General features: G+C 63.1%; 13 protein-coding genes. 10 read left to right on the top strand and 3 right to left on the bottom strand.

Translation table 11 applies throughout. The annotated features are described in order from the left end of the window. Window positions 1–186 precede the first annotated feature (186 nt). Complete coding sequence (locus NIBR502773_RS27385) at window positions 187–672, top strand: hypothetical protein (protein ID WP_141157423.1); 486 nt, start codon at window positions 187–189, stop codon at window positions 670–672. A 740-nt stretch (window positions 673–1,412) separates the two neighbouring features. Here the strand turns inward: NIBR502773_RS27385 and NIBR502773_RS27390 are convergent. Next, on the bottom strand, window positions 1,413–2,024 hold the full coding sequence (locus NIBR502773_RS27390; protein ID WP_141157424.1) for a type II secretion system protein GspJ: 612 nt from the start codon (window positions 2,022–2,024) through the stop codon (window positions 1,413–1,415). Continuing rightward, window positions 2,021–2,473 (bottom strand): type II secretion system minor pseudopilin GspH, encoded by a 453-nt coding sequence (gene gspH / locus NIBR502773_RS27395; RefSeq protein ID WP_027607548.1) that lies wholly within the window; start codon window positions 2,471–2,473, stop codon window positions 2,021–2,023. The genes NIBR502773_RS27390 and gspH overlap by 4 nt, the downstream gene beginning before the upstream one ends. A 93-nt stretch (window positions 2,474–2,566) precedes the next feature. On the opposite strand from gspH, the gene NIBR502773_RS27400 reads away from it, so the two are divergent. Beyond that, window positions 2,567–2,998, top strand: coding sequence for a type II secretion system protein N (locus tag NIBR502773_RS27400; RefSeq protein ID WP_027607547.1), 432 nt, complete (start codon window positions 2,567–2,569; stop codon window positions 2,996–2,998). On the opposite strand, the gene gspI is transcribed toward NIBR502773_RS27400, so the two are convergent. After that, window positions 2,985–3,350, bottom strand: a complete 366-nt coding sequence (gene gspI, locus NIBR502773_RS27405; RefSeq protein WP_141157425.1) for a type II secretion system minor pseudopilin GspI — start codon at window positions 3,348–3,350, stop codon at window positions 2,985–2,987. The genes NIBR502773_RS27400 and gspI overlap by 14 nt on opposite strands. Before the next feature lie 148 nt (window positions 3,351–3,498). Here gspI and gspG point away from each other — a divergent pair, with 148 nt between their 5' ends. From gspG to NIBR502773_RS27445, 8 genes are all read left to right on the top strand, one after another. Next, window positions 3,499–3,948, top strand: coding sequence for a type II secretion system major pseudopilin GspG (gspG, locus tag NIBR502773_RS27410; protein WP_049708805.1), 450 nt, complete (start codon window positions 3,499–3,501; stop codon window positions 3,946–3,948). An 8-nt stretch (window positions 3,949–3,956) separates the two neighbouring features. Then, window positions 3,957–4,835, top strand: a complete 879-nt coding sequence (gene gspK / locus NIBR502773_RS27415; protein ID WP_168209019.1) for a type II secretion system minor pseudopilin GspK — start codon at window positions 3,957–3,959, stop codon at window positions 4,833–4,835. Next, entirely contained in the window at window positions 4,832–5,902 is a 1,071-nt protein-coding gene (gspL, locus tag NIBR502773_RS27420) for a type II secretion system protein GspL (protein ID WP_141157427.1), read from the top strand. Before gspK ends, gspL begins: the two co-directional genes overlap by 4 nt. Further along, window positions 5,895–6,407: a type II secretion system protein GspM gene (gene gspM / locus NIBR502773_RS27425; protein WP_141157428.1), complete on the top strand. Its 513-nt coding sequence runs from the start codon at window positions 5,895–5,897 to the stop codon at window positions 6,405–6,407. The genes gspL and gspM overlap by 8 nt, the downstream gene beginning before the upstream one ends. Further along, window positions 6,404–8,731 carry a type II secretion system secretin GspD gene (gene gspD / locus NIBR502773_RS27430; RefSeq protein ID WP_141157429.1) on the top strand — a complete coding sequence of 776 codons (2,328 nt, stop codon included), beginning with the start codon at window positions 6,404–6,406 and terminating at the stop codon, window positions 8,729–8,731. Before gspM ends, gspD begins: the two co-directional genes overlap by 4 nt. Window positions 8,732–9,077: 346 nt before the next feature. Continuing rightward, window positions 9,078–10,496, top strand: a complete 1,419-nt coding sequence (gene gspE, locus NIBR502773_RS27435; RefSeq protein WP_141157430.1) for a type II secretion system ATPase GspE — start codon at window positions 9,078–9,080, stop codon at window positions 10,494–10,496. Further along, window positions 10,496–11,707: a type II secretion system inner membrane protein GspF gene (gene gspF / locus NIBR502773_RS27440; RefSeq protein WP_141157431.1), complete on the top strand. Its 1,212-nt coding sequence runs from the start codon at window positions 10,496–10,498 to the stop codon at window positions 11,705–11,707. The genes gspE and gspF overlap by 1 nt, the downstream gene beginning before the upstream one ends. A gap of 489 nt (window positions 11,708–12,196) precedes the next feature. Further along, window positions 12,197–13,381 carry a substrate-binding domain-containing protein gene (locus NIBR502773_RS27445; protein ID WP_141157432.1) on the top strand — a complete coding sequence of 395 codons (1,185 nt, stop codon included), beginning with the start codon at window positions 12,197–12,199 and terminating at the stop codon, window positions 13,379–13,381. The last annotated feature ends 95 nt before the right edge of the window (window positions 13,382–13,476 follow it).

The following is a 13,476-nucleotide window of genomic DNA, read 5'->3' on the forward strand; positions in this document are numbered from 1 at the left end:
GTCGATCACGGTACTATCCGACTTCCTTGCCAGATTTAAAGTTATAGGCCTGGCAGTCAGAGATCATAAATTCCGTTAAAAATATGCCGGAGGGATCGGCCAACGCAGCCGCAGAGAGTGCGCTTAAGGCTGGCAGGGTCGAAGGCCGAATATTCAAATGGCCACAATAGGCTCGAGGTATTTAAGATGAAAGAATGGTCATCGCTGTGCAAATCAAAAGTTGGGGGCGCCGTTGATGTACGGGAGCAATGCGTTATCGCTATGGACGACGGTGCATACAAAATTTCAGACGATCAGTATTTTTTAGCTGACGAGTCTTCTGATGAGGGAGAGGAAAAACTTCGTTTGCTATCCCTCTACTGGGCCTGCAGTGAGCCTGCATTTAGAAGAGCCTACTACAGGGATGTTGAAAATGATGACATGGCCGTATGCCGGCCGCCGCCTGAATTGCTTCCAGTTGGGGCGGGGGAGACCTATAGTCAGATAAAAAATGCCCTTAGCTCTCTTGGTTCTGACAAGTTTATGGAGTACGCCTCTTATCGTGTTATGTCTGATGGTGCATTTGTTCATAAGGGCTTAGAAAGTTCATTGGCTGTTTATTATTTTCGCTTGCATGATATTGTTGATGATGAGCTGCCTTACGCGATACTGTGGAAGCTTTCTAGTGTGTGATTTAATGAAAAACAACGTCCTGTTACTGGGTTGAAGCGGTGCAAAAGTCACAGCCACGATTGGAGGTTAAACAGCTTCTACACTTCCGAAGACCTGTGGCGAGTCGGTCCTCGGTCATAATACCCAGATTGGCGTGCGAAATAGAGGGTAAACGGGGTCTGACCCCGAGTGATCCCCAGCGACCACAAAGACGCCGGTGGATTTGGGAAGGTCATGGATGTGATTGCCCCCGATGGTCGTCGGCTTCGCTACGATTCGAATGGAAAATTTATTGGGTTATTGGAGCCGCCGAAGCCATGAGTCTTTTATCAACTGTGATAACAAGCCCCCCAGACCGAGAGAATTGTGTAGTCGAAATTTGGGCGGGGTCGAGTCAGTTGGCTGAGGTACCGCATGAGCCAGGAAGATCAATTGAAATAGAAATTTGTTCCGCTATTGAGGGAGGTAAATTGAACTTGAAACTTGAGGATCTTGTGATTGCTTTGCATCAAGCGGCTAAGAATTTAGCTTCTCGATAGTAAGTTGGCGCAAAATATGAAAGTGATGCTGAGGTATCAACTAGAGCTACCCAGAAGCAGCTCGATGAAAAACTCAAACGTGCTTCTGATTTTGGTGTGGTGACTATAAAGAAAAATTATCCTTTGTTACATTCTGGAGCGGGATAGTTAAGCCTTCTTGGACCGACTGCTTTGCAATGTCTTGCGCTCGCCAGCTACATGAGAAGCGCGAGTGGGGGACGGCTATCTCAGTGGCCCCACCACCTGCCGATACTTCTCCACCCCCTGCGGCGTCTCCCGCACCAAACTGATCTCCAACCCCAACGGATCCTCGCGCCGATTCCCGCTCAACTGCCGCCAGCCCTTATCCGCCTCCCACACCCGCACCTGCAAATCACGGACCCCGCTCAACACCACCACGCCATCCTTCGCCGCCGGCAGCGGATAGCGGTCTCGCGCGGGTGCGGCAGCGCGATACAAGCGGTCGCCCTTGAGCCACCAACGCACCCGTTGCAGGCCATCGCCGGCGATGGGTGCGCTGCGAATGATGTCCAGCCGAAAGCCTTTGCTGTCGGAACTGCGCACGGTGATCGCCGCCAGTCCATCGAGCTTTTCTGCACTGTTCTTTGAGGGCTCCGGGGCGTTCAGTTCGACGCTGGCGCGCAGGCTGATGTCGCGCTGCAGTTGGTTGAGGGCGCGCAGCAGCACTTCGGTCTGTTCGCTGCTTGCCTGCAGGTGCTGGTCGGCGCGGGTGACGCTGTCCAGGCCGCGCCAGGCGATCACGCTGACCACGGCCATAAGCATGATCGCGACCATCACTTCGATCAGGGTGAAGCCTTGTTCGGAGCGCTTCATGGCTGGCTCACCACGCGCATCAAGCCGGCGGTGTCGCGTTGCAGGCTGAGGCTGTGTTGGCCGTCGGACAGCACGATGCGCACGGGTGGGTTGATCCATTCGGCGTCGAGCACCAGGGTTTGCCGGGGTTCGATATTGATGTGCATCGGCGTGCTTTCCCACAGGCGCGGACGCAGTTGGGTGTCGCCCTGGAACGCTTCGACGCCGCTGCCATCGTCGGTGCGGCGGTTGAAGCGAAAGCCCTTGGCGTCGGCGCGCCAGGTGATCGGGCGGCCGTCCGCGCGGGCTTCGGCCTGGGCCACTTGCAGCAGTTGGCTCAGGCGCTCGGCGTCCTTGCGCAGCAGGTGCAGCGGGTCGGGCTTGATGGTCAGGCTGATGGCGGCGCTGGCAATGCCGATGATCACCAGCACCACCATCAACTCGATCAGGGTGAAGCCTTGCTGTTTCATCGGTAGGCCCCTCGAAAGCTGGTGAGCTTGTGAAATAAAAACGTGCGAATTGGCCTGTAGGCTGGTGCCATGGACAAACAGGAGGTCCTTCCCATGGCATTCACCCTGCGTTTCTCACCGGCCCACGGTGTGCAGATCGTGGCGTTGCTGGCGGCATTGGCCGGTGTGGCGGTCTGGACGCCGCTGCTGCTGACGTCCGCCGAGTCCCATACCCCCCAGGCCGCGCCCCAGGTGCTGGCGGCGCGCAGCGATAACCCGGCGCTGCAATGGTTTTCCAATGCGCCGGCGGCGTTGCAGGTCAAGGTCTCTGGGGTGCTGGCCGGGGCGCGCGGTGCGGTGGCGATCCTCAGTCTCAACGACGGCCCGCCGCGCAGTTTCCTGCTGGGCGAGCGCCTCAGCCCGGGCGTGCGGCTCACGGCCATCGAAGGCGACGGGGTCGAGATCGAGCGCGGCGGCGAGAAGCTGCGCGTCAACCTCGACAAGTTGCCCGATGGGCCGGCCTTGCCGCGGCTCACTCGGCCCTGACCTGTGTCTCCACGCGGGCCAGCGGCGGCGCCTCGCGGCTGGCGTCGAGCACCTGCACGTTGACTTGAAACAGGCGGCCATCGCGGCTGATGGTCTGCTCGCACCGCAGCTTCAAGCGCCCCTGGTCACAGCTGAAGGTCTTTGTGCCGTCGCGCAAATGCCCCTCCAGGCGCAACTCCGCCAGGCGACTCTGCGCCGCCAGCAACCCCATGGATTTGTCCCGCAGCAGGCCGTCGCCCTGGGTCATCAACCCGGCCACGCGGATGGCGGCGGCCATCGCCACAGCGATAATCGCCAGCGCCACCAGCACCTCGATCAGGGTAAAACCTTGCTCCTTGCGACGGCCGTACATGGGGTTCTCAAAGCCGGGAAACAGGCCCGCAGACTAGCGCCGGCAGTTGACCGATTGGCGACCGAAACTCCCGAGGATTTTCAATACGACTGACATGTGTTCTTGCAACACTGCGCCACGAAATGTACCCAAGCCAAGGAATGTCGAGATGGATATCGCGCGCCTAACATCCCCATTGCCAGGCCCTCGCGGCCAGCGTGGCTTCACCTTGATCGAGATCATGGTGGTGGTGGTCATCCTCGGGATCCTCGCGGCGATGGTGGTGCCCAAGGTCCTCGATCGCCCGGACCAGGCGCGGGCCACCGCGGCGAAACAGGACATCGGCGGGTTGATGCAGGCGTTGAAGCTGTATCGCCTCGACCACGGCACTTACCCGAGCATGAACCAGGGCCTGAAAGTGCTGGTGGAGCGCCCGGCGGATGCCAAGAACAACAACTGGCGCGCCTACCTCGAGCGTTTGCCCAACGATCCCTGGGGCCATCCTTACCACTACCTCAATCCGGGCGCCAACGGTGAGGTCGATGTGTTCTCCTTGGGCGCCGATGGCCAACCGGATGGCGATGGCGTGAATGCCGATATCGGCTCCTGGCAGTTGTAAGGCGCGCCATGAAAGGGTATTCGCCCCCAGCGGCGAAGCAGCGCGGCATGGCGATTATCAGTGCTTTGCTGATCGCGGCGGTGGTGGCGGTGATCGCCGGCGGCATGCTCACGCGCCAGACCGTATTCACCCGCAGCCTGGAAGCCGAACAGTCGCGCGTGCAGGGCCAATGGCTGTTGCTGGGCGGTCTTGAGCGCAGCCGGCAGATGCTCTGGGAAGCGCGCCAGAAGGACGTGCTGACCCGCCTTGACCAGCCCTGGGCACGGGCCCAGGCCGGCGTGTTCGAGGGGCGGATCGACGATGAACAGGGCAAGTTCAACCTGCGCAACCTGGTTAACCGCCACCAGCCCGACGCCGAGCAATTGCAGAGTTTCGAGCGCCTGTGCCGCACCCTGGGCGTGGCCCCGGCCGTGAGCCGGCGCATCAGCCAGCGGGTGATTGCTTCCTATGAACAGAACGGGCAGCCCGCCAAATACCCGATGCTGCGCAGCCTCGACGACCTCAGTGGCCTCGAAGGCCTGACCCCGGAGGTGTTGCAGCGCCTGCAGGCGTACGTCAGCGTGCTACCCGGCAATACCTGGGTCAACGGCAACACCGCCAGTGCCGAAGTGCTCAGCGCGGTGGTGCCGCAGCTCAGCCTGTCCCAGGCCCACGGGCTGGTGGCCGAGCGCGACAACGGGCATTGGTTTATCAACCGTGGGGATTTCGTCAACCGCCTGCACTTGCCCCAGGTGGAGTTGGAAGCGGTGCAAGTGGGCATTACCAGCGAGTGGTTTCGCCTCCAGGGCCAGGCGCGACGCGAGCGCCGGCGGGTGACGATCGACGCGTTGCTGCACCGCCCCGAAGACCGTGAACCCAGGGTGATCTGGTCGCGGGTGGGCGTATGAAACGCTTGCGCATTGCCTTGCCGCCGCTGGATCAGGTCAGTGCTGAAAGCCAGGTGAAATTTGCCTGGCTCGAGCGTGGCGTGGTGGTGGCCGAGGGGCAGGAAAGCCTGGCGCAATTGGGCAAGCGCCGGCAGGCGGTGGACTGCTTTCTGCACCCGCATGACAGCCTGCTCACCAGCCTGGAGCTGCCGCCATTGCCCGCAGCAAAAAACCAGGCGGCGGTGGCCTGTGCGGCCCAGGCGCTGATCCTCGGGCCGGTGGAACAGATGCACGTGGCCCACGGCCCGCGCGAAAGCGATGGGCGCGTGCAGGTGGGCTGGGTGCCCAAGGCCGGGCTGGAACGGCTGGGCCAGGTCTTGGCCCAGGTGCAGCTCAAGCTGCGCGGCCTGTACCCGGCGCCCTATGCCTTGCCGGTGGGGGCGGCGGCGTTGGACGACGGCTATCTGTTGACCCGCGACAGCCAGCAACAGGGCGCTGTGCACCCACTGGGGTTGCAGACGCTCGACGTGCCGCTGGTGGCGGAGGCGCAGCGTTGGAGCGGCGCGGTGCCTGGCTGGGGCTTGCATGCTCGCCTCGGTCAAGCCTCCGGCGCCGGATGGGGCAGGGCGCTGGCTTGTGTGGCGCTGGCCGCTGCCATCTGGACCGTCGGCCTCAACCTGTATGCCGCGCGCCAGGTCGACGAAGGCCAACGGCTCAAGGCGTTGATGAACCAACAGGTGCGCCAGGCGTTTCCTGAATTACCCGTGGTGCTCAACCCCTTGCAGCAGGCCCGTCAACAGTTGGCCGCACGTCAGAGCGGCGCGGCTGCCGATTCGGGCCAACGCTTCAGCAGCCTGCTGCAACTGGCAGGCAGCAACCTGCCCTTTATGGTGGGCAGCGTCGATAACCTGAACTTTGAGCAGGGCACCTTGCACCTGGCGCTACTCGCCGACAGCCGCAACCCGGCGGCCGAGGGCGAGTGGCAGGCGGCGTTGGCCCAGGCCGGTTTTGCCGCCACGCGCGATGAGCAGGGCTGGCGCATCGGCCCGGCGCCGGCCACGGAAAAACCGGAGGCCGGCGATGAATAGGTGGCTGCGCCTGCGCACCCAGGCCCAGGTGTTCTGGAGCGGCCTGGCCCTGCGCGAGAAACGCCTGCTGATCGGCGCCGGGCTGGTGCTGGCAAGCCTGCTGACCTGGCTGGTGCTGGTGCAGCCGGCGTTGAAAAAGATCGACTACTGGCAGGCCGAAACCCCCAGGCTGCGCGCCCAGGCCGAAGCCTTGCAGGTGTTGTTGCAGGATGTCGCCGCGCCGCGCCAGGCCGACGAAGCCGCGTTGCGCCAGGCCCTGGACAGTGCCGGCCTGCAAGGGCATTTCCAGGTGCAGGCGCTGGACGCCGGCGGTTGGCGCCTGACCTTCGACAACGCCCCGGCCGACGCCGTGGTGGGCTGGCTGCTGGGCAATCCCCGTTCATTTTCCCTGGAGGTGTCCGAGGCGCGTTTGCAACGTGCTGCGGATGCCGTCGATAACTCGGCCGGCACTGTGTCCGGGACCGTTCGCATGGATCAGGCGCCTGGCGCTAAGGAAGCTTCATGAAGTGGTCAGTCCTCCCTTTTCGCAAGGCCGCGCCGTTGCTGTTGCTGGCCTTGAGTGCGTGCAGCAGCCCGTCAACCACGCCGTTACTGGTGGACAGTGAGCTTGGCCAACCCCTGGCTGATACCCGGCGCAGCGGCGATACCCTGCTGGATCGCCAGCGCGACGAAGCGCCGAAACCGCGGGTCCAGCACCCGGTGACCAACAGCGTCCGTGGCCAGGCCCCGGCGCCGGTCAAGGCGCGTAACCCGCTGGGTGACCAGCCGGTGCAGCTCAACTTTGTCGATGCCGATATCCAGGCGGTGGTGCGTGCGCTGTCCCGTGCCACCGGCCAGCAGTTCCTGGTGGACCCACGGGTAAAGGGCAAGCTCACCCTGGTCAGCGAAGGCCAGGTGCCGGCCCATCAGGCCTACGACATGCTGCTGGCGGCGCTGCGCATGCAGGGCTTCAGCGTGGTGGATGTGGGCGGCGTGGCCCAGGTGGTGCCGGAGGCCGATGCCAAGTTGCTCGGCGGGCCGATCTACAGCGCCGGCAGCAGTGGCATGCAGACGCGCACCTTCCGCCTGCAATACGAAAATGCGGTGAACCTGATCCCGGTGCTGCGTCCCATCGTGTCGCCGAACAACCCGATCAACGCCTACCCCGGCAACAACAGCATCGTCATCACCGACTATGCGGAAAACCTCGCGCGGGTCGCCCAGATCATCAGCGGCATCGACACCCCCAGCGCCATCGACACCGATGTGGTGCAGATTCAGAACGGCATTGCCGTGGACATCGCCGCCATGGTTTCCGAGCTGCTGGAAACCCAGGGCGCCGACCAGACCCAGAAGATCAACGTGGTCGGTGACCCGCGCTCCAATTCGATCATCATCCGTTCCGGCAGCCCCGAACGTACGGAGCTGGCGCGCAACCTCATCTACAAGCTCGACAATGCCCAGAGCAACCCCAGCAATATGCACGTGGTGTACCTGCGCAACGCCCAGGCGGCCAAGCTGGCCCAGTCGCTGCGCGGGTTGCTCACCGGTGAGAGCGATTCCGGGGTGAGCGACGATGGGCGTGGCAAGCTCAGCGCCATGGGCGGCAATGGCAATAACAGCCAGGGCACGAGTAATGCCCAGAACAGCAGCGGCACGCCCACCGGCAGTGGCGTGCAGTCGGGCTATGGGCAAGCCACCGGCTCCAGCACCGGCACCAGTACTGGCAGCGGCAATACCGCCAACGAGCAGGACACCGCGTTCAGCGCCGGCGGCGTGACCATCCAGGCCGACGCCACCACCAACACCCTGCTGATCTCCGCGCCGGACCCGCTGTACCGCAACCTGCGGGAAGTGATCGACATGCTCGACCAGCGCCGCGCCCAGGTGGTGATCGAAAGCCTGATCGTGGAAGTGGGCGAGGACGATGCTACCGAGTTCGGAGTGCAATGGCAGGCTGGCAATCTGGCGGGCAGAGGTGGCTTCGGCGGGGTGAACCTGGGGGGCAGCGGTGTCGTGGGCACGCCCGCCAGTCCCACCAGCATCGACGTACTGCCCAAGGGCCTGAATATTGGCGTGGTCAACGGCACCGTGGATATTCCGGGGATCGGCAAGGTACTCGACCTTAAGGTCCTGGCCCGTGCCTTGAAGAGCAAGGGCGGCACCAACGTGCTGTCCACGCCGAACCTGCTGACCCTGGACAACGAAGCGGCGAGCATTTTCGTCGGGCAGACCATTCCATTCGTCACCGGCAGTTATGTGACCGGTGGCGGCGGTACCAGCAATAACCCGTTCCAGACCGTGCAGCGCGAAGAGGTGGGGCTCAAGCTGAATGTACGCCCGCAGATCTCCGAAGGCGGCACGGTGAAGCTGGATATCTACCAGGAGGTCAGCACCGTGGACACACGGGCGTCGGTGTCGGCGGGCACGGTGACCAACAAGCGCGCGATCGATACCAGCATCCTGCTCGACGACGGGCAGATCATGGTGCTCGGCGGGCTGTTGCAGGACGGCTACAGCCAGAGCAATGACGCGGTGCCGTGGCTCTCGGATATTCCGGGGTTGGGGGCGTTGTTTCGCAACGAGAAGCGCAGTGTGAGCAAGACCAACCTGATGGTGTTTTTGCGGCCTTACATCATCCGCGACAGTGGCGCGGGGCGCAGCATTACCCTGAACCGTTATGAGTTTATGCGCCGGGCGCAGAGTGGGTTGCAGCCGGAACACAGTTGGGCGATGCCGGATGTGCAGGCGCCGCAATTGCCGGCGGTGGAGAAGGCGATTCCGGGGGGGCAGCAGCAGGGGCCGAGGGCGGTGATTCGGGCGGTGCCGGTTTCTGGGGGGCGACCGTGAACATTTTGACCGTGTACATATCCATTTCTGCGGTAACGGCCACCTATGGTTCCGCTCTTACAGCGGGTCACTTTTGGAAGGACCCAAAAGTAACCAAAAGGTCCTCGCCCCACCACTCGGCACCTCGCCTAGGCTCGGTGTGCCCGAACGCAGGCTTGAATCCGTGGGCCGCCGTCATGGGCCATCCCTGGCCCAGGACGGCTAACCCGGCGTCCTGCCGGGTTACCCACGGATTCAAGCCTGCGTTCGGCCAGCGTGGTTTTACGGGGCGCCGAAGATCAAAAGCGGCTCGCTTCGCATCGTGGGTACGTTGTTTTGTGACCGCGCTCGGTCAGGAAGATGTCTTGTGAGCCTTCTCCCTTACGCCTGGGCCAAATCCCAACGCATCCTCCTGCGCCCCGGCGACGACGGCATGCTGCTGACCGTCTGCCCCTCCACCCCCGGTTGGTCCATCAGCGAAGTACGGCGCCATTTCGGCCAGTCGCGGGTTGAACAGGTACGCGACGATGAACTCGACGGCCTCCTCGCCAGTGCTTATGCCGATACGGGCAGCGCCGCCGCCGTGGTGGGGGCGGCAGAGAACGAGGTCGACCTCGACCGCCTGATGCAGGACATGCCCGAGATCACCGACCTGCTCGACACCCAGGACGGCGCGCCGGTGATCCGCATGATCAACGCCTTGCTCACCCAGGCGGCGCGGGACGAGGCCAGTGATATCCATATCGAGCCTTATGAAACCCACTCCGTGGTGCGCTACCGCGTCGACGGCACGTTGCGGGATGTGGTGTCGCCGCGCAAGGCGCTGCATGGCGCACTGGTGTCGCGGATCAAGATCATGGCCCAGCTCGACATCGCCGAAAAACGCCTGCCCCAGGACGGTCGTATCGCCCTGCGCGTGGCCGGGCGGCCGATTGATATTCGTGTGTCGACCGTGCCCACCGGGCATGGCGAGCGCGTGGTGATGCGCTTGCTCGACAAGCAGGCCGGGCGGCTGCAACTGGAGACCCTGGGCATGGAGCCGCAGTTGCTGGCGCGCCTCGACACCTTGATTCGCCAGCCCCACGGCATCGTGCTGGTCACCGGGCCTACGGGCAGCGGCAAGACCACCAGCCTGTACGCCGCACTGGCTCGGCTGGATGCGAGCACCAGCAATATCCTCACCGTGGAGGACCCGGTGGAATACGACCTGCCGGGCATCAGCCAGATCCAGGTCAACGCCAAGATCGACATGACCTTCGGCCTGGCCCTGCGGGCGATCCTGCGCCAGGACCCGGACATCATCATGATCGGTGAAATCCGCGACCTGGAGACCGCCCAAATCGCGGTGCAGGCCTCGCTCACCGGGCACCTGGTGCTGGCGACCCTGCACACCAACGATGCGGTGTCGGCGGTCAACCGCCTGATCGACATGGGCGTCGAGCCGTTCCTGCTGGCCTCGTCACTGCTGGGCGTGCTGGCGCAACGCCTGGTCCGCCGCCTGTGCCCGCATTGCAAGCAGGAAGACCCGGCCGCGCCCGGCACCTGGCGCCCGGTGGGCTGTGCGCAGTGCAACCAGATCGGCTACAGCGGACGTACCGGTATCCATGAATTGTTTTGCGTCGACGACGAGGTGCGCAGCCTGATCCACCAGGGCGCCGGCGAGCAGGATCTGCGCGTGGCGGCGCGCCGTGCGGGGATGTTCAGTATGCGTGAAGACGGCGAGCGCTGGGTGCGCAGCGGCGCCACCGCACCGGAAGAAATCCTGCGCGTGACACGGGACGCCTGATGAATCGCTACCGCTATGAAGCCGCCGATGCCAGCGGCAAAGTCGAGGCCGGGCACCTGGAGGCCGACAGCCAGAGCGGGGCGTTTGCCGTGCTGCGCGGCCGTGGCCTGACCGCGCTGCTGGTGCAGGTCGAGGGCGGCCAGCAAAGCGCCGCCGGCAGCAGCCTGTTCAGCGCCAAGCTGTCGGATAACGACCTGGCCTGGGCCACGCGGCAACTGGCGAGCCTGCTCGGCGCCAGCCTGCCCCTGGAGGCGGCATTAAGCGCCACGGTGGAACAGGCGGAGAAAAAACACATCGCCCAGACCCTGGCCGCCGTGCGTGCCGATGTACGCGGCGGCATGCGTCTGGCGGATGCCTTGGCCGCGCGGCCTCGGGACTTTCCGTCGATCTACCGCGCACTGATCGCGGCGGGGGAGGAGTCCGGTGACCTGGCCCAGGTGATGGAACGCCTGGCCGACTACATCGAGGAGCGCAACAACCTGCGCGGCAAGATCCTCACCGCGTTTATCTACCCCGGTGTGGTCGGGCTGGTGTCCATCGGTATCGTGATTTTTTTGCTCAGCTACGTGGTGCCCCAGGTGGTCAGCGCGTTTTCCCAGGCGCGCCAGGACTTGCCCGGGCTGACATTGGCGATGCTCAACGCCAGCGACTTTATCCGCGCCTGGGGCTGGCTGTGTTTCGGCGGGATTGTCGGTGGGTTCTGGGGCTGGCGCCTGTACCTGCGCAACCCGGTGGCGCGCTTGAACTGGCACAGCCGCGTGCTGCGCCTGCCGCTGATCGGGCGTTTTGTGCTGGGCCTGAACACCGCGCGCTTTGCCTCGACCCTGGCAATCCTCGGCGGTGCCGGGGTGCCGTTGCTGCGGGCCCTGGAAGCGGCGCGGCAGACCCTGTCCAACGAACGCCTGAGCCAGTGCGTCAACGATGCCACGGCCAAGGTGCGCGAAGGCGTCAACCTGGCCCCGGCACTGGCGGTGGAAAAGGTCTTCCCGCCGGTGCTGATCCACCTAATCGCCAGTGGCGAAAAAACCGGCTCGCTGCCACCGATGCTGGAGCGGGCGGCGCAGACCTTGTCGCGGGATATCGAACGGCGGGCCATGGGCATGACCGCGCTGCTGGAGCCGCTGATGATCGTGGTGATGGGCGCGGTGGTGCTGGTGATCGTGATGGCGGTGCTGTTGCCGATCATCGAGATCAACCAACTCGTTACCTGAATGCACGCGGTTAAAAAATGTGGGAGGGGCGGTGCGACGATTCGACTTGCTCCCGATAGCGGTGGGTCAGCCACCTCAGTTGTTGCTGACATACCGCAATCGGGGGCAAGCCCCCTCCCACATTGAACCCTGTCTGTTCAGTTGATTTGGGGTGGGCCGATATCGCCGGCTCCCGACCTCGGGTTCCTCATTCCGTCACATCCAGGCCCTGCGCCACAGCCCGCGCCGCCTTGGCGAAACCCACGCTGAAACCTCGCTGTCACCTGCCGCCAAACCGCTCACAATCATGAGCAAAACACCCGAGAATCTTTTTAAAAATCAAGCCCTTCCTCCCGAGGTTTTTTCCTTTTGCTGTCATCGGAAACTGCGAAATTTCCTACCCATGGCCTCACCCCTCGCCACCCCCGAGACACGGCTCGGGACCGAAGCCATGGCGTCATGCAAGAGCCATCTACCCCAACGTACAAACACGACGAAAGGAGATTCTTCATGTTTAAGCGCAACGTTCTCGCGGTATCCATGACCCTCGCTGCACTGTGCTCGGCACAGGCTGCATTCGCTGACGTAAACGGCGGTGGCGCGACTCTGCCACAGCCGCTGTACCAGACCGCCGGCGTCCTGACCGCTGGCTTCGCCCCTTACATCGGTGTGGGCAGCGGCAAAGGTAAGTTGGCGTTCCTGAACAACGACTATAGCCAGTTCGGCACTGGCACCAAGAACGTGCACTGGGCTGGCAGCGACTCCAAACTGTCGGCGGCCGAGCTGCTGGCATACAAAAATGACCACCAAGCGGCCTGGGGCAAATTGATCCAGGTGCCATCGGTTGCCACGTCGGTTGCCATTCCGTTCAACAAGGCCGGCACCGCGGCGGTTAACCTGAGCGTTAACCAGCTGTGCGGCGTGTTCTCGGGTCGCCTGACCAACTGGAACCAGATCACCGGTTCCGGCCGCACAGGTGTGATCAAAGTTGTTTACCGCAGTGAATCCAGCGGTACCACTGAACTCTTCACCCGCTTCCTGAACGCCAAGTGCAGCGAAGCCAAAACGTTCGCCATCACCACCACCTTCTCGTCGAGCTACGGCAACGTGGCCAATAGCGTGCCGGCCGGTTCCGTGGCCGCGACCGGCAGCCAAGGCGTGATGACTGCGCTGAACGCTACGGACGGTGGTATCACCTACATGAGCCCGGATTACGCCGCGACTACTTTGGCCGGTCTGGATGACGCCACCAAAGTCGCCAAGGTTGCCGGTGTTTCGCCTGCGCCTGCCAACGTGTCGGCCGCTATCGGTCAGATCCTTGCTCCAACCCAAGCCCGCCCTAATGGCACGTTCATCGACGCCACCAACCAAGACAACTGGGTCCCAGTATTTGCTGCCACCGCGAGCGGCTCAGCTACCTTTGCTTACCCAACTACCGGCTACCCGATCCTGGGCTTCACCAACGTGATCTTCAGCCAGTGCTACGCCGACGCTAATCAAACCACTCAAGTGCAAGACTTCTTCCTGCGTCACTACGACAGCGTTGATAACAACGACGCTGCCATCAGCGCCAACCGCTTCGTACCACTGCCAAGCAACTGGAAACAAGCGATCACCGACACCTTCGCTACCGTTTCCAGCGCGCAAGGCATCGGCAACACCAGCGTCTGCAACGGCATTGGTCGTCCGCTGTAACCCAAGCGTTCAACGACCCGCAACACCTGATCAGCAACGGCCTGTGCCGTTGCTGATTTTTTGCATTAGCAGCCGTATGTGAACTTTGCATGACA

The sequence above is a fragment of the Pseudomonas sp. NIBRBAC000502773 genome, from assembly GCF_006517195.1.
In the GTDB taxonomy this organism is placed as follows: Bacteria; Pseudomonadota; Gammaproteobacteria; order Pseudomonadales; family Pseudomonadaceae; genus Aquipseudomonas; species Aquipseudomonas marginalis.